Raw genomic sequence first — 18167 nt, forward strand, 5'->3', positions numbered from 1 at the left:
TCAGAACTTTTATACCTATAATATATAAAAATTTTATCTACTTAACATTTTTAATCCCTAATTCTAATTATAATCACACTCAAATCAATGAACATAAAATTCATAATTTCAAATTGTATATATATACTATTAAATCAATTTATTTGTTATAATAGTCATTAATAAGTCATATTGATAAAATTATTATTAGGACTAATAACTGAACATTATAATAATTGATTAAATCATGTTCGACGCTACACTAATAGTACTTATGCAATATTATTTAAATTTATTTAAAATTAATCGGAGGGATAATATGTTAGATTTTAACAAAGCATTGAATTTTGAGGAGTACCTTGAAAAACAGCATGCTAAATATGGAGATATTCAAGATAAAACTTATGAAAATACTGAGCTTTCTGATACTACGAAGAAAAAAATCAAGACCTTAGACAATGTTGTTCATGCTGCAATTTTTACAGAAGGTTTTTGTCCTGATTGTATAGTTACTATTCCATTCCTTCAAAGATTATCAGAAGAAAACAAAAATTTAAAGGTGCACCTTTTCCCTAGAACTGGATTTGAAGACTTTTTAAATGAAGCTGTTGGAGGATTAAGTATTCCTGCAGTAATAACCTTTTCTGAAAAACTCGAACCAATGGGTGCATATGTAGAAATGCCAAAGGAATTATCTAAAAAAATGCCTTTAATCTCTAATGATGAGAGAAAAGTTCTTGTTGCAGAGTACCGAAGTGGAAAATATAATGATTTAGTAGAGACAGATCTTTTAAATATAATATTATAATATAAATATTTTTATCACTTCCTATTATCTATTAAGTGTCAATTTTTCATTTAAATTATGTCATAACAAACTTCGTCCTTGAGGACTTAGAAAATAATAAATCTATGGCTCTAGTTTAATTTGTGACATAATCAACTTTACTTAAAAATAAACCTATATGCAAAATATTCTTGGAGTGATATTATGAGCTATAAAATAGAATTAGTTACAAAAAAACAAATAAAAACATCCACTTGGAGCGGTGGTACTACAAGTGAAATATATATATACCCTGAAAATTCTAATTACAAAGATTTAAACTTTAAATGGAGGGTAAGTTCTGCCACTGTTGACCTAGAACACTCAACTTTTACACCTCTTCCAAATATCTATAGATTTATAACCCCATTAGAAGGAAATATGAGTCTTTCTCATGATAATGGTGATTTAATTTACTTAAACCCTTTTGAGATCCATGAATTTTCTGGGGATGTAAATACTGAATCCTTTGGAAAGGTTAAAGATTTCAATTTAATGCTAGGAACTGGATGTATAGGTTCAATGACACACATATCCTTAAATGAAGATATCCGCGTGACTATGAATTTAAATAATCTATGCCCTAATTATAAAATGTTTAGCAATATTTTTTATTCTCCAATAGAATCCATCTCTATAACTATTGATAATAAGATTATTAGCCTAAATAGTGGTGATGCTCTTATTCTTCATATGTCTATAGGTGATATAATTCCTGATGTAGAACTTCATTCGGAAAATAAATGTAATGTGCTAAACCTACAAATTCACATTTTAAAATAACAATTTAAAGAAAAGGACTATATCAAAATTAATACTTTGATATAGTCCTTAATTATTTTAGTTATTTTTTATATCTTATATACTTCTTATCTTCTAAGCTTCTAAGCTTCTAAGCTTTCAAGTTTATTATCAATTCACTGTTTTTAGTTAACAGTATCTAGATCTTTGTCTATTATATCTAATCTAATAGTATCATCTTTATCTACTATTGCTGCACTATAAGCGGCATCTACGGTTGCTACAGGTTTATAGATACTTCCTGTAGTTGTACGTGTTGCAGTACTACTATTTGTAAATAAAGCATTTGCAGGAGTTGTATTTTGTAATACAATCGTCAATACATATCCGTCTGGACTTAATGTGATACCTTCTGCTTGCCAAGCTAACGTTAATCCTGATAAAGGTGTTCCTGTAAACGCCAAGCTAAATTGACCTAATTCAACTTTCCTTGCAGCATTTCCTATATTTACTGTTGCCACTGAAGCTGTCGAAGCAACTGTTACAACATATGGTGGATTTGCTACTGGGGTTGTTGTTGTTGCTGGTATTCCAGCATATTGAGTGCTTATAGGTTTATTAAATGTCAATACTAATTTATATTTATCCCCTATAGCCGCAGGCGTAGTAACTGCTGGTACATAAGTCCAAGTAAAGTTTTGAACCTTCAACATTCCTACTGGAAGGTTAAAGAATTGTTTAATATAATTGCCATTACTATCCTTAGTTGTAAAGCTAGGATATGCATCTGGAACAGTATTTACAAATAAATTGTCAATTACAGTATAGTTAACACTCGGTAATGCAATACCTGTTAATCTAACTGGATTAGTATTATTAGGTGCAGGTACACTTGCTACACTAGCAGCACCTATTACAAGATCTTGTTTTATGCCTGTGATTGGATCTTTATAGTATACATCAAAATCATTTCTATTAGTGACACTAATATTCTTTCCAAAATTCAATTCAATATCAGCAGTTTTATTAACTGTACTAATATTTAATAAGCTACCAATACCTTGGACTGCCGTTGGAATTTGATTATTTGCAGCTATTAGACCTACACCAGTAGTACCTGAATCTATTGTAGTATAAGCTACTGTACTTCTTAAAATCCCTTTTCCAAATATATCTACAGTATTAGCTGTATATTCGATATATGCAGGTGACCCTGCACTTACAATATACTTAGTAACTAATTTAACATTGCTAGTAGTGCTAGTAAAGCTGTTATCTGGGAAGGTGAATATTATTTTATTAAAGTTGATTGTATCTAATACATAATTTATAGGTTCTACTGCTGTATTAGTACTCGCAGGTGATTGAACAAAAATAGCTTGAAAGTCTGATGCACTTACATTATAGAATAAGTTATTTACAATTGTACTATCTGCAAGACTACTACTTAATTTATACTCTATAGTATTAGTTGATGTTATTGTTGCTACACCGTTTGCTATATCTAACTTTTTAACTAAATAATCTATTTTTCCTGGTGTACATAATGGATATACATTGCCTGATTGACTATTTACGTGTTTTATATATGGTCCATCAACATACCCTACATGAATATTATAATCGGAAGGTACTGTAAAATCTGGCATTGTAGTTGGTGTTGGGAATGTATATCTAATCCACATACTTTTATTAATATCTACTATAGTAGTTAGTGAATCTAAAATATACGGTATCGGTGTGCCACTAGTTGGAAGGTATTCCATAATATAATTAGTTTGTCTTAAAACTGAGTGTCTATCATCTTGGGTAACATTCATAGGTTTATCAAATACTATTACCATACCATTATCAAGATTTGTTAACGTTCCTGGAGTTGTTGGTGTTGGTGTTGTTGCTAATATTTTTGTTATGCCAGGTGAAATGTAATCTATTATTTGTAATAGTATAGACTTAGTATTTATATGAACTCCTACAAAGTCGCAAATTGTTTCAAGTGCAGTTAATACATAGGTTCCTGTTGTTAAAACGTAATTCACAGTTATAATAAATTCCATATTAGAAGTTCCACTAACTGGTGTTATTGAATCTAATACTATAATTTCACCTAAAGGACCCTTTAAAATATAATTTAAAGTATTTATAGCTGAATTTATACCATTAGGAATAATGTTCATAGTTTCATTAAATGTTGCACGTATTTTAGTTTTATTATAATCATTTTTCCCTTCTTGCACTGCCATTATAAACCTTGGTGTTGTTGGTGGTACATTAATAGTTGCCTGTACTGGTAATGTTTCCAATCCTGATGCATCTAATACTGTTCCTACCACTATTGTAGCGCTAGGAATTGGTAGTAATTTTGTAACATCTGTACCATCTAAAGTGTACAATATTTCATTAAATCCATTCCCTACTCTTTCTACGCGATTTATTGGTATAGAAACTGGAACACTTGAACCATCTATCTTGCTAATATTAAAATATTGTGGAAATGTCAATTCAAATGTAGATGTTGGCAAGCATACGCCAGAATTAAAGGTAACTTGTACTTCATGGTTTGATAATGCTACTATGCCTCCCACATCTTCTATTTCTGCTGCCACTGTATTTCTTGTGCAAGTAAAAGTTTTCTCAAAGTTTGCTATAGGTCTATTACTATAATCTGTTAATTGATTTGCAAAGTCTTGATGCTTTGTAAAGTTGATAGAAAGTTTATTTGTTCCACCAGTATTAAAATTACCTAAATTACTTTGTATTTCTAGTCTTCTATTATCTGCACTAACAGTAGCACTAAATGGATAATAGGTAATTGCTGATGCACCTGTTCCTTCTGTTCTTATTATATCAATATCTCCAGCCCATATATTTACCATTTCACCTAAGTTAGTATCAACACCGTAATATGATATATAAAAGTTATTCAATTCTGTATGATCTGTACTTCCCGGATCAGTATCAGTTACCACAGCACCTAAGTTCTTAACTGGATAATCAAATTCTGCAATAATTAATCTTGTTCCAACAGCGTGAACTGTACAGTTGTTTTGATTCATCATTGGGAAAGTTGTAAAATTAAAACTATAATCACCAGTTGCCGTATTTTGTCCACTATATACCGTAACATGATATATAGTATTTACTTCAAAAAGCTTTGTATTATCAGTTACTATTACTGTTTTTAAATTTGGATTTCCTTCTGTACTTTGTGCTGGGTCTTTAAGGTTTAGCTTATCAACAACCTTTGTAGCCATTGTACTAGAACTTGGAATTCTTGGAGCACGGCATACTTCTTTAACTTCTACTTCAATATCTTCAGTAAATGGTACATTTAATTCTAAATCAAAACTAAAAGGGTTAAAGTTATTAACATTTAATATTTTTAATTGATCACTCATATATAATCCTCCTATTAAATTTTCCATTGTTATAAAATCATCACTCTCATTTGTAATGCTTAATACTGTATCTTTATCAGTTATATCTAAAGTAAGGTTAATATCGACATCCTCCTCTACACCTATTGGTACATGTATGAACGAAAGTATACTATCATTATTATATATACCTAATATATCTCCCTCATTATTTTTGTTTGCTTTTAAACTCAAATGCAATATATAATTACCTTCATTTAAAATTACTCTATTGTTTCTCAAAATAGCTTCTGTAGTTAAAATTTTAAAGTTACTATTTTCAATAGGTAGTAGTTCTAAGCTATCAATCTTAATCACACAATTAATCCTCGCTTTATTTATATAATATTCTATGAGTAATTCTACTAATCTGTGCATATTATAAGTTATTAAAAAACATATTTATCCAATAATATTCATTGTTTTTTAAAACAATTTCATCTAAGTATTTCTTCTTTGTACTAATCAATATTCCTATCTTTCGAAACTTACTCTCGGTTATATTCATCCCTCCATCAAATTTCTTTAAAATTCCTATAAGACAATTGTCAAACCTACATCCATCTATTATTACGTCTCTCCATACGTTAATAGCTGTTCCTTCAACAATGTCTTTAAATGTACATTGAACTATTTTAGTATAATTAGTTGCTTTTCCCCAAACAGATATTCCTCGTCTTCTTGTGCTCTCTACTATTATATTTATGAACTCACATTCTGCTCCTCCTAATGGGAAAAATACTATACCATCTCTAAACTTTATATTACTATTTGTTGTTATCAATATATTTTTTATTATTATATTAGAAGCATTTATTAAAAAGGCCGCTTTATTTTTTGATTTTTCATTAGGAACTATTACTGCACCTTTATCCCCTATAATCATTATTGATTTATTAATCTCTATGTCTCCATTGTAGATATTAGATTTCAAATAAACTATAGCTCCATGACTTGCATCCGCTATAGCCAAAATGAGCTCCCTGGTGTTTTCCACATAATAATTATATGTATCTATTATCACTTCGTAATCTTTAATGCACACAACACGTCCATTATTGTTATCAAAGGTCAATCCTCTAGCAAGTTTCAGCACTTCTTTAAATTTGCCCTTAAAACTATCTATATTTATGAATATACTCTCTTTAGAACTTAACATTGTATTTCCACATATATCTGATGCATCCTCCATGAAGCTTTCATTATCAGCTTCAATAGCACTTCCACAGCCTTGAAAATAATTATCTTCAATAGATATTGCATAGTTATCATTTATTTTAATAGCATTTTTACAGTTAACAAAAGTACATTTATTAATTGTTACGAAGCTTTTTCCTTCTTTTACTAATACGATTGAACTTGATTTATCACTACCTTCAAAGCGACAATTATTAAACTCTACCTCTGCTCCTTTTTTCAAATATACAACTGAATTTTTAAACAGTATATTATGAAAAGTACAATGACTAGACACAAATATATTATCTACAATAGTACAATCATCCCCAACCAAATCTATATCTTTATTAATAATGATATCTTTATTATTATTATTAATTTGGTTATGAATGAAAATAGTCTTTCCACCTTGAATTGAAAAATCATTAATATTCATACTAGCCACCCCTCTCTCTTCTTATTTATTAATCATATTAGATATATATTATTAAAAATATAATTTATAAGTCTAATAATATATAATTATCAAACTTATTTACATATTCACATACTTGTCCCATAATAAATTAATTACTTAATCACATTTCTGGTGCTAGTGTATATATTGTATTAGGGGTGACTATAGATTGAGTAATATATCTTTAACTAATTGCAATATTAAAAATAGCTTTGCTATTACAACTGACTCAAGTTTAACCCTTAGTAGTAATAACAGTATATTTAACTTAGAGTACACTACTAATGATCAAATTATCCAACAAAAATTAATCGAATTAAAAGGTGAATATTTAAACCCTATTAAAATAACTTCATCTGCAATTATAAAAATAGATGATAATTGTAGCTGCGAAAAAATAACTATAGATTCTATAGAAAAGCCTTCAATTTATTTTATTGGAGATATTTCAAGAATTAAAACACTTGAAATACTTTGCTCCTGTAATATAACTTGTCCTTATTCTATAAGTAGCTTTAATGGCTATGGATTTTCACCTGCAATAGATATAAATCTTAATAACACATCTAATGATTCTATAGAAAATTTAGTTTCATTGAATGGAAACCTATCAATATCATCACTCAATGTTAATTCATATACAAATCTAAGATTGGATGGTAATTTTTATAAGCTTACCATTAAAAGCCAACTTAGAAATATAGACTTACGATTATGCGGAGATACAAAAATTTCTAACATTGATATAAATTCTAACACTCTAATAACCGCCCAAGAGTATGTTTTTAATAGATTAAAAATCACTCCAGGTTCAGGTCATGATAGATTAATCCTTTATAAAACATCGTATATTTTAAATTTTATAAATGGTAAGGCAACTTTAGCTATACAAATATCTGAGATAGGTCCCTATAGTATAATGTCAGACCTCTATTTAGATAATAAAGATATTTCGATAGATATAAATCACATATATGTAAATCCTTCATAAATTTTATTTTACTTAATTGTGGTATAAAAAAATTAATATCATAATTAAAATTAAATTATATAAGGAGAACTATATTATGGCTGTTAATATTATAAACCTATCCCTAGGTCAACCAACTTCTAACGATAACGCCGGTACTGCTGAGATTACTGTTATTCCAGTATCTCTTGCATCTGCCTTTGATAATGATTTAGACAACGTTCTTGTAACAAAAGTTTTCAAGAAATTTAACTCTGTTACTGGTGCTTTTGATGCTATTGTAGTTGGAAATTATGCCTTTACCGCAGTAGTCGGTTCCGCAAAAACAAATGGATTATTTTCTTATGTTGCTGGAACTAAATTAACTGAAAATGATATTATTCAAATTAGATTATATGAAACTGATACTACTGTTCCTACAGACAGTAATGACACTAACTTTGTAGTTGAAGATTTGTATACCACTTTCGATGCTAGCGGAGATGTTGGTGCTAACGTACCATTCCAAGTACCTGCAACTGCTGGTAATTATAACTTTAAATTAACACAAACAAACGAAACTGCTCCTGATGGTACAATTATTACAGCTGCTACTACCACTGTTAATTATCCTGTTAAAACTGCAACAATAATAATCAATGATTATGTAGATAAGATAGTTAACGAAGTTGTAAAAATTAAAATTGATAATGCTGAGGATAATCAATCTACTCCAGCTGTCTTTGCAGGTGATTATAGAACAGCATTTACAACTATTTTAGTACCATAATAATTTAAATTTAATACACCTCTGGTCTAGGTGTAAGCCTAGACCTTTTTAATTAATATTCATAACTTTCAATTACAAATCTATAATATATATTAACTGTTAGTTAATCACTACAGTCATAGAGAGGTTTTTATATGGCAACTATTGTAAATGTTTATATTTTAACCGCATCGATTTACGAAATTATTTTCTCTGCTAAGGATTCTAATGATCAAGATATATTAACTATATCTAAAGAAGATATACTTCTACATGTGAATAATAATGTATTTGTAAACTTTTCACTAATTACTCCTATTTCTAATGATCCTCAATATACAATCTTAATAGATAAAGGAAGTATTTTAGATAATTATGATGTTATTCTTTTCAATCTCCATGGTGCTTTATATACCTCTGATAAGTATATAATCTACTTATATCAAAATTTTTACCTAGGGGAATCGCTAACACTTTTACCAAATTTATTTATTGATCCTACGAAAGATTCCCTTATTAAAATTGACCTTATTAAAACAAATAGTGAAGATTTAAGTAACATAAGTGGACAACAAATCTTATCTAGTGGAATAGGTACTACATCCAATGTCAATGTAGATAGTTTACCCATAGTAAATATCCCCTTCAATATAACCCTTGACTTAAAAGATTTAATGGGATATCCAGTTATAGATTCCAAGTATACTATCGATATAAAAATCACTAAAGAACCATAGCATATTTATATTGCACTTTAAATATGGTTTCTATAATGGAGTAATTTATGAAACAAATAAAATTATTAATAATAAAAGTTATAGCTAATAATTTACTTGGTAAATTTAAAATAGCGTCTATATATATCTCATATGATGAATTAGTAAACAGTCCCAATGATAATGATATCAATGTAAAAAAATATAATGGTATGATTTTTGAAAACTATGGTAATGGCTTAAATAAATTTTATACAATAAAAAATTCTACAACTACCTCCTGTGAAATAAACTTTAACCTAGGGAAAGAACTCGATATTGAAGATAAAATTTCTATAACACTGACAAAAGAAGTACTGACTGCACTTAATAACCCTATACCTGCTTATGGCACAATAACTGTTTCCCTATTTACTATATTTAACAATATAGGTTATAGTGATTCCTCTATTTATTACGAAATGCCTAGTAGTCCAGGAATTTACCAAGTTCAGTTGTTAGAGATAAATGAAACTGATATTAGTGATAATGATATTAAATCTTTAGGGATTAAAGTTGTAAATGCACCAGATACTGCCATAATCCCTAAGCAACCATATATTGAAAATACTTCATCATATCCAGTAACTTTTCAAATATTAGACACCAAAGATACTAATAATAATTTAGTCACAGCAAACTTCACTACAATTTTAAGAGTTAAAGTAATACAATAATCCTTTTATTATTAAAGGATATGAGGTGATAAAGTGAGTGAAAATAATACTATTTATGTTAGGAGAGTAATTTACCTAGGTAATAGTATAATTATATATTTTAATACACCTATGATGAGATTAGGATATCACAGTTATCTTATGCCAAATAATTATGCTATTTTAGAAACTGATGCTAATAACTCATTAATTGATATCTATCCTCTCGATTTAAATAGTATTATAATTGAAGAGCCAGTAAACGGATTCACCGTAAAATTTACTGTATTTAACAATAAAAATCCAATCTTTAATAACACTAAAACCTTAAGTGTAGGATATATATATCTAACTACAGTTAAATATGTATTATCACAAAGTGGAAATATAAATAATTTTTGCGTTAAATATAAATTAGGAAATCCTGCTAAAAGAATAGATATTTCAGATGGTAGTATTGAAGTAAAACCTAACAGTTTAATTTATTCCTATAATGGTGAAAATGGATTTTATCCTTGCATAAATTCTCAAGATTTTTATATAAATACGGGTATTTCAAGTAATCCAATAATATATCCTATAGATGCATTGTACGACCCTATAGGTGGAAATAAAATTACATTCCTATTTAAACCCGGTGATCTTCCCGATTCCGGTGAAATGTCTCTAAATACAGTGCCTAATCCCAAGACCAAGGACGCTTTTGGCTTTTTCATCTTAGGTAATCGCACCTTAATATTTGGGGAGCCCGATACTATAATCCTTCAACCCGGAGAGCTAATTCCATACTCTACTACCCCAATTAATAAAAACTTTATTATATATATGTCCAATGAAAATAATAACAGATCTTATGGATATACTGATATTATTACCACCATCAAAGGATGGGTAGTAATCTATGCCGATAGTTTAACTCTTACTAAAAATGTAAGTTTTATAAATCTTAATATAAACAAAAATGTAACTGCAAATTTTGGTGATGGATATGTTAACTTTACGGATGTCAACTTTGCTAAAACCGTGAATGTTGAATTTGACAGTGGAACCTTATCCTTTAAAAATGTTGATATAACTGGAAGTTTAACTGCTAAATCCGGTAGTGGAACTTTAACCCTTACTGCAGTAAATATAGCCCAATATGGAACTGTTCATATTGGTAATGGAGATCTCATACTTGATAATGTGGACATAACTTCATTTTCTATAATTAAACCTTAATATAGAAATCAATTTATAATTTAAATATAAATACAGCCTATTGAAACGTTGATTCTAGAAATCATCACTTCAATAGGCTGTTGTATTTTTTGTTAGTTTATAATTATTTTTATATCATTCCATTTAAATGTCTTTTATATATTTATCCTCTTATTTTAATTTTTTTGCAATTCCCATTTCCTTTGCTATCCTCATAACCTCTTCTGCAACCTTATTTGCAACTCTTTTATCTAAGGCATCTGGTATTATATATTCTTCATTTAATTCTTCATCTGAAATAAGATTTGCTACAGCTCTTGCTGCTGCAAGCTTCATCTCATCATTTATTCCACTTGCTCTTACTGCAAGGGCTCCCTTAAATATTCCTGGGAATACTAAAACGTTATTAATCTGGTTTGCAAAATCTGAACGCCCGGTAGCAATAACTCTAGCTCCACCAGCCTTAGCTTCATCCGGCATAATTTCTGGAGTTGGATTTGCCATGGCAAATATTATTGCATCAGAGTTCATTGTTTTTACATCCTCAGCATTTATCATATTAGGCCCTGATACTCCTACAAATACATCTGCCCCAACTAATACATCTCTAAGACTTCCTGTTTCTTTATTCTTATTAGTTATCTTTGAAATTGCTACATGGGAATCAAATAGACAGTTACCACCATCATAAAGAGCCCCCTCTTTATCACACATTACTATATTCTCTGCTCCAGCCTTCAAAAGTAATTTACATATTGCAATTCCAGCTGAACCTGCTCCATTTATAACAATTTTAATATCTTTAATATTCTTTTTAGTAAGTTTCAAAGCATTGTAAAGCCCTGATAAAACTACCACTGCAGTACCATGTTGATCATCATGAAATACTGGAATATTAAGTTCTGCTTTTAATCTGTCTTCTATGTAAAAACATTCTGGCGCCTTTATATCTTCTAAGTTAATTCCACCAAATACAGGTGCTATTAATTTTACTGTCTTAATTACCTCTTCTGGATCCTCAGTATCAAGACATATTGGGAATGCATCTACCCCTCCAAATTCCTTGAAAAGTAAAGCCTTTCCTTCCATTACTGGAATTGAAGCCTCAGCACCTATATTGCCCAGACCTAAAACTGCAGTTCCATTTGAAACTATAGCCACTGTATTTCCCTTTATCGTATAATCATAGACTTTATCTTTATCTTTTGCTATTTCAATACAAGGTTGAGCCACTCCTGGAGTGTAAGCTATTGATAAATCTTCTCTAGTGTTTACACTAATTTTGCTTATAACCTCTAATTTACCCTTCTTTTCCTTGTGCATTTTTAACGACTCTTCACCATATGACATAATTAAATCCCCCTTTTTTAATTTAAAATTCAAAATTCAAAATTCAAAATTTATAATGATTGTAGAAATTCCTTTGGAATTTCTTAATTGTATTTTTTATATTTTTCTTAAAACTCCACAGGAATTTTATCTTAATAATTTATAATTCATAATTTTTAATTCCTAGTTCCTAATTTTCAATTTATACTCGCAATAAGGTTCAATTGGACACTCTTCACACTTAGGCTTTCTAGCATCACATATCTTTCTTCCATGCCAAATTATATAGTGATGTGCATCACTCCACATACTCCTTGGTACGTATTTCATTAGCTTCTCTTCAACTATTTCCACATTATCTCCTGGTGCAAATCCAGTTCTATTTGAAATTCTAAACACATGGGTATCCACTGCTATAGCTGGCACTCCAAAGGCATTTGATAAAACCACATTAGCTGTTTTACGTCCTACGCCTGGAAGCTCAATAAGCTCTTCCATGGTTCTTGGAACCTCCCCATTGTGCCTTTCCATTATTGCCTTACATGCACCTAAAATATTTTTACTTTTATTCTTATAGAAGCCACAGCTATGAATCCATTTCCCTAGTTCCTCTTCAGTTAATGTTAATATAGCCTGCGGTGTATTATACTCTTTATAAAGTTCCTTTGTAACTTGATTAACCCTTACATCTGTGCATTGCGCTGAAAGTATAGTAGATATCAATAGCTCGAATGGACTATTAAAATCTAAACCACAAGATGCACCTCTATAGGTTTCTTCTAAAATCTCCAGTATCTTTTTTCTTTTTTCCTTATTCATAAAACCACCTCAATATATTTCAATGATTATAATTATTTGTTATTCTTGCTCTATATATTCTAATTGAATTTATGCATTTCATTCTTTTAAAATACCTAAAGATTTTATCTTTCATTTTAAATTCTTAATTAAAATATATATATTTATTTGTTTATCACCCTTTTATTTATATTATATCAGATTTTGAAAGTTTTACTTCACTAAACACAGCTTTAAAGTTATATCTTTCACTTATTGTTTTCTCTTTTTCATTTTGTAAGCACTTATTAATGAGTTTTCATTTCACCTCTAATTATCTATCTACAACTATATTTAATTAGAGAATAATCCTAAAAGTTATGAATACACTAAAGTTATGAATAAACTACTAATAAAACACTAAAGTTTTAGGAGGAATTATAATGGATAATCCAATGTTTTGTTATCAATGTGAACAAACTGCAGGTGGTAAAGGGTGTACTAAATTAGGTGTATGTGGTAAAAATCCTGAAATTGCTGGCTTGCAAGATCTATTAATATATCAAGTAAAGGGAATAAGTTGCTATGCTAAGACTCTTATAGATGCTGGTGAAGTTATAGATAAATGTACAGTTTCTTTAATTGAAAATGTATTATTCACAACTTTAACTAATGTCAATTTCGATGCTGAAGTACATGTTAAACTTCTTAAAGAGTGTCAGACGGTTAAAGCTGATTTAAGAAGCAGAGTTAAAGGTGATAAAGAATACCCAGAACAAGCTACATATAATCTTAGTGAAACCAAAGAAGAAATGCTTAAGGATGCAGTGAAGGCTGGAATTATGTATGACCAAGAAATTGATGCAGATATAAGGTCTTTAAGACAAACTATAATTTATGGATTAAAGGGTATAAGTGCATATGGTCACCAAGGAAGAATGCTAGATTACGTTAACGATGAAGTTGATAATTTTTATTTTATAGGGCTTGAATGTACAACTAATGATAATCTTGCCCTTGAAGATTTAATTAATATGACAATGAGAACCGGTGATGTTAGTGTAGCCGTTATGCAAAAGCTAGATGAAGCTAATACTAAAACATATATGAATCCAACTCCACAAAAGGTAAATATCCACACTGAAAAAGGACCTTTTATTATTGTGTCAGGACATGATTTAAAGGACCTTGAAATGTTACTTAAGCAAACTGAGGACAAAGGAATTAATATATATACCCATGGTGAAATGTTACCTGCTCATGGATATCCAGATTTGAAAAAATATTCTCACCTAGTAGGAAACTATGGTGGTGCATGGCAAGATCAGCAGACTGAGTTTGATAGTATTCCTGGTTGTATTCTAATGACTACAAACTGTCTTATGAGACCTAGAGAAACCTATAAAGATAGAATATTTTCAACTAGTGTAGTTGGTTGGGATGGAGTAACATATATTCCAGCTAAAGAGGATGGTACAAAAGACTTCTCTAAGATAATAAACAAAGCTTTAGAGTTAGGTGGGTTTCAAGAATCACAGGAACCCAAAGAAATTCTTGTTGGATTTGGACATAATGCTACTTTAAGCAATGCTGGAACAATTGTGGATGCCGTTAAAAATGGGGATATACGTCACTTCTTCTTAATTGGAGGTTGCGACGGAGCAAGAACTGGCCGAAATTATTATACAGACTTTGCAAAAAAGGTTCCTCATGACTGTATTATTCTAACCCTAGCTTGTGGTAAATATAGATTTAATAAATTAGAATTTGGTGAAGTTGCAGGTCTCCCACGATTACTTGATATTGGTCAATGTAACGATGCTTACTCTGCTGTAAGAATTGCCACTGCCCTAGCAGATGCCTTTAGTACCGATGTAAATGGATTACCTTTATCCATTATATTATCTTGGTATGAGCAAAAGGCCGTTGCAGATTTACTAGCACTATTATCACTAGGCATTAAGGGAATTTTCCTTGGCCCTACACTACCAGCCTTCATCAGCCCAAATGTACTTCAGTACTTAGTTGACACCTTTGGAATAAGACCTATAAGTACACCTGATGATGATTTAAAAACTTGTCTTAAGCAAGGAGTTTAACATTTTATATCACTTTCATATAAAGTTATTATTATATTCTTGGAGTTTTCTTAGGCATCTGAAAATAAATAACAAGTCAAACATGCTGACTTATTTATTTTTTGAAGATGCCTTAATCAAGACTTCTAAAATCCACTTCATAATAACTTACAATTATAAAACCAGACTCTCCTAAATTATATATTAAAAATAAAATCCCTTGAAGTAATTATAACAAATTTAGTTATAATTACTTCAAGAGATAATTTTAATTTTTATCTACTCTTAAGCCTGAATCTGGTGCAACTACAGCTCCGATATATCCCAATTTTTCAACTGCTGATAATATCTTTTCACAGTCCTCTTCCTTTGCATAAACAAAGCAACAACCTCCGCCACCTGATCCATTTATCTTTCCACCAAGGGCTCCATTTTCATAGGCCGTATTTAATATTTCCTCAATTTCCTTAGTTGAAATATTAAGTCCATCTCTTAGATTATTATGATGCCTTCTTATAAGGTTACCCAATTTTTTATCTGAAAATTCATCACCTTTAAATAGTTCCTTAGCATCATTTAAGATTTTAAAGTTATCTATATTGGCCAGAATATTCTTTTTCTCTACATCCTCTAATTCATCTAGTAGCTTTACTAACTCTTCAGCCTTAAGAAAATCTTCAATTCCGTTTACACCTTTATCTTTAAGCTTTTTTAGTCCATTTACTACAGGATTTTTTGCAGTTGCTAAAACTTTAGTAGTATCCTTTTCCATAAGTGAATCAAATAAAATAAACTTTCCTGGAATAACCTTATCTATAGGACAAACTTCTGTAGTATTATTAGGAAACTTTAAGTTTACAAGCCCTCCAATTGCAGATGTGTAATGATCCATCATTCCTCCTGGCTCGTTAAACTCTTCAACCTCAGCTACGTATCCAAGATGAGCAATCTTTTTAACATCATCTTTATCTTGAGAATTTATTCCTTCAAGTATAGCTTTAATTAATGCTATTATCATAGTTGATGAAGAACACATACCTTTCCCCATAGGAATATCTGAAACCATAATTATATTAAATCCATTTTTTATCTCATAACCTGCTTTTAAAATCACATTAATTGAACTTTTAATATAATCTCTATTATTTTCATATACTATTTCTTTTGAAATATCTACACTATGATGAACCCAGCTATGTACATGTCCACTATTTTCATTGAATTTTCTACTTCCTATTTTAATATCAATTATGTTATCTTCTCTAGGTTCAATTTCTGCATGAAACCTTATATTTATAGCTTGTGCGATAACCTGTAATCCTAAATAATCTTGATGTTCCCCAAATAAACAAACTCTACTTGGCGTTGATACCTTTATCCTCATAACATTCCCACCCCATTACTATTCTTCAAATACATACTATCTCCTATTTTACTTAAATTTGTAACACTTTTCAATGAATTGTTACCTCAATCTAATTATCAAGGCTTATTAATAAGTATATACTTAAGATTAATTCCATTTTTATAAATACAAAAGTGAAGTTCCCTTGAAAAAGAAACTTCACTTCTTATTTCTTCGTATAAATTTAAAAACTTATTCTCCTAACAAGAATTTCAAAATTCGAAATAAAAATATAATTATACCTATATTAATGACCTTTTTCTTATTCCATACTTCATGTATTAATTAAATACTAGTTGATGTTTTTGAATCAGCAACTATATTATCTTTAGTTGCCATTTTAAATACTACAAGTCCTATTACAAACATTATTGCAATAACACCTACACCAACCTTTGAACTCCCACTTAATTGTGTACTTATACTCACTAACATTGTACCCATGAATGCTGCACCTTTACCAAATATATCATAAAATCCAAAGTACTCACTAGATTTTTCTTTTGGAATAATCTTGGAATAATATGAACGCGATAGTGCTTGAATTGCTCCTTGGAATACTGCAATACACACAGCAAGCATCCAAAATTCCCAGGCTTTATCCAGTTGCAATGCAAATATTGTTATTAACGTATACCCCAAAATACAGGTTGCAATTAATTTTTCTGTTCTAAACTTTTTAGAAAGTTTCCCAAACAGTATAGCACATGGGAATGCTACAACTTGTGTTAATAGTAATGCTAATAATAGATTATTATCTGATATACCAACATCCTTTCCATAGGATGTTGCCATTCCAATAATAGTATTAACTCCATCAATATAGAAGAAAAATGCAATTAAAAACAAGAATATTTTTTTCTGTTTTCTAATATTAAGTAGAACTTTTCCAAGGCGTTTAAAACTGTCTGCTACTGGTTTTTCACTTTTCTCAACATAGTATTTTTGCTTGTAATTCTTCAAAAGAGGCACTGTTATAAGGAACCACCAAAGAGCAGTTAATAAAAATGCCATTCCCGTAGCCATAGGTGTTGAAATTCCAATCTTCCCTGCGAAAAGTATTAGTAACAAACTTATAGTAAAGGGAATACAACTACCTATATACCCCCATGCAAATCCCTGTGAAGATACATTGTCCATCCTATCATCAGTAGTTATATCATTAAGCATTGAATCGTAAAATATAAGACTTCCTGAAAATCCTACCCTACCTAAAACAAATATGGCTAGGAATATAATCCAAGGTATTGGAAGTGATAAAGACGCACAACTTATTACTCCCAGCATCATAAATAATGAAAATAATGGCTTTTTATATCCCTTAGTATCTGCTAGCGTCCCAAGCATCGGTCCCAGTATTGCTACTATAATTGTACCTAATGACATTGCATAACCCCAATAAGCCGTTGAATTTGATGGTGAAATTCCTGCAGTCGTTGCTATGTTTTTAAAATAAATTGGTATTATTGTAGATACTAGCATGGTAAATGCCGAGTTACCTACATCATATAGAATCCATTGCTTTTCTAACCTTGTAAATTTACTCATATTATCCCCCCTTGAATTTTAACTGAATTTTCTGTTAATTTTAATAATATCATTACCTTAATAGTAATACTCTTCAATTATTTGAATATGACAGTAACTTATT

14 protein-coding genes are annotated in these 18167 nt (G+C 29.8%); 8 read left to right on the forward strand and 6 right to left on the reverse strand.

Annotation, left to right across the window (positions count from 1 at the left end):
* The first annotated feature begins 298 nt into the window (after positions 1-298).
* Both RSA29_RS02190 and RSA29_RS02195 read left to right on the forward strand, forming a co-directional pair.
* Complete coding sequence (locus tag RSA29_RS02190; protein ID WP_346941564.1) at positions 299-787, forward strand: thioredoxin family protein; 489 nt, start codon at positions 299-301, stop codon at positions 785-787.
* 183 nt (positions 788-970) lie between these two features.
* Positions 971-1588: a HutD family protein gene (locus tag RSA29_RS02195; protein ID WP_346941563.1), complete on the forward strand. Its 618-nt coding sequence runs from the start codon at positions 971-973 to the stop codon at positions 1586-1588.
* Positions 1589-1731: 143 nt separating this feature from the next.
* Here the strand turns inward: RSA29_RS02195 and RSA29_RS02200 are convergent, their stop codons facing one another.
* Both RSA29_RS02200 and RSA29_RS02205 read right to left on the reverse strand, forming a co-directional pair.
* Positions 1732-5280: a hypothetical protein gene (locus tag RSA29_RS02200; protein WP_346941562.1), complete on the reverse strand. Its 3549-nt coding sequence runs from the start codon at positions 5278-5280 to the stop codon at positions 1732-1734.
* Between the two features lie 61 nt (positions 5281-5341).
* Entirely contained in the window at positions 5342-6577 is a 1236-nt protein-coding gene (locus tag RSA29_RS02205; RefSeq protein WP_346941561.1) for a hypothetical protein, read from the reverse strand.
* Between the two features lie 190 nt (positions 6578-6767).
* Between RSA29_RS02205 and RSA29_RS02210 the strand changes: the two genes are divergently transcribed.
* The 5 genes from RSA29_RS02210 to RSA29_RS02230 all read left to right on the forward strand — a co-directional run bounded on the left by RSA29_RS02210 (position 6768) and on the right by RSA29_RS02230 (position 10948).
* The gene (locus RSA29_RS02210; protein WP_346941560.1) at positions 6768-7589 is read left to right on the forward strand and encodes a hypothetical protein; all 822 of its coding nucleotides are present in this window, start codon (positions 6768-6770) and stop codon (positions 7587-7589) included.
* A 76-nt stretch (positions 7590-7665) separates the two neighbouring features.
* The gene (locus RSA29_RS02215) at positions 7666-8337 is read left to right on the forward strand and encodes a hypothetical protein (RefSeq protein WP_346941559.1); all 672 of its coding nucleotides are present in this window, start codon (positions 7666-7668) and stop codon (positions 8335-8337) included.
* Positions 8338-8471: 134 nt separating this feature from the next.
* Positions 8472-9053: a hypothetical protein gene (locus tag RSA29_RS02220; protein ID WP_346941558.1), complete on the forward strand. Its 582-nt coding sequence runs from the start codon at positions 8472-8474 to the stop codon at positions 9051-9053.
* A 47-nt stretch (positions 9054-9100) separates the two neighbouring features.
* Positions 9101-9748 carry a hypothetical protein gene (locus RSA29_RS02225; protein WP_346941557.1) on the forward strand — a complete coding sequence of 216 codons (648 nt, stop codon included), beginning with the start codon at positions 9101-9103 and terminating at the stop codon, positions 9746-9748.
* A gap of 33 nt (positions 9749-9781) precedes the next feature.
* Complete coding sequence (locus RSA29_RS02230; RefSeq protein WP_346941556.1) at positions 9782-10948, forward strand: hypothetical protein; 1167 nt, start codon at positions 9782-9784, stop codon at positions 10946-10948.
* A gap of 150 nt (positions 10949-11098) precedes the next feature.
* Here RSA29_RS02230 and RSA29_RS02235 read toward each other — a convergent pair whose 3' ends face one another.
* Together RSA29_RS02235 and nth are read right to left on the reverse strand one after the other, a co-directional pair.
* Positions 11099-12277: an NADP-dependent malic enzyme gene (locus tag RSA29_RS02235; protein ID WP_346941555.1), complete on the reverse strand. Its 1179-nt coding sequence runs from the start codon at positions 12275-12277 to the stop codon at positions 11099-11101.
* A 162-nt stretch (positions 12278-12439) separates the two neighbouring features.
* Entirely contained in the window at positions 12440-13075 is a 636-nt protein-coding gene (nth, locus tag RSA29_RS02240; RefSeq protein ID WP_346941554.1) for an endonuclease III, read from the reverse strand.
* A gap of 401 nt (positions 13076-13476) precedes the next feature.
* On the opposite strand from nth, the gene hcp reads away from it, so the two are divergent.
* Positions 13477-15132: a hydroxylamine reductase gene (gene hcp / locus RSA29_RS02245; protein WP_346941553.1), complete on the forward strand. Its 1656-nt coding sequence runs from the start codon at positions 13477-13479 to the stop codon at positions 15130-15132.
* Between the two features lie 247 nt (positions 15133-15379).
* Here the strand turns inward: hcp and RSA29_RS02250 are convergent, their stop codons facing one another.
* Both RSA29_RS02250 and RSA29_RS02255 read right to left on the reverse strand, forming a co-directional pair.
* Entirely contained in the window at positions 15380-16495 is a 1116-nt protein-coding gene (locus tag RSA29_RS02250) for a galactokinase family protein (protein ID WP_346941552.1), read from the reverse strand.
* A gap of 306 nt (positions 16496-16801) precedes the next feature.
* Positions 16802-18064 carry an MFS transporter gene (locus RSA29_RS02255; protein WP_346941551.1) on the reverse strand — a complete coding sequence of 421 codons (1263 nt, stop codon included), beginning with the start codon at positions 18062-18064 and terminating at the stop codon, positions 16802-16804.
* Between the last annotated feature and the right edge of the window lie 103 nt (positions 18065-18167).

Source organism: Clostridium sp., from assembly GCF_036660475.1.
Classification (GTDB): domain Bacteria; phylum Bacillota; class Clostridia; order Clostridiales; family Clostridiaceae; genus Clostridium_J.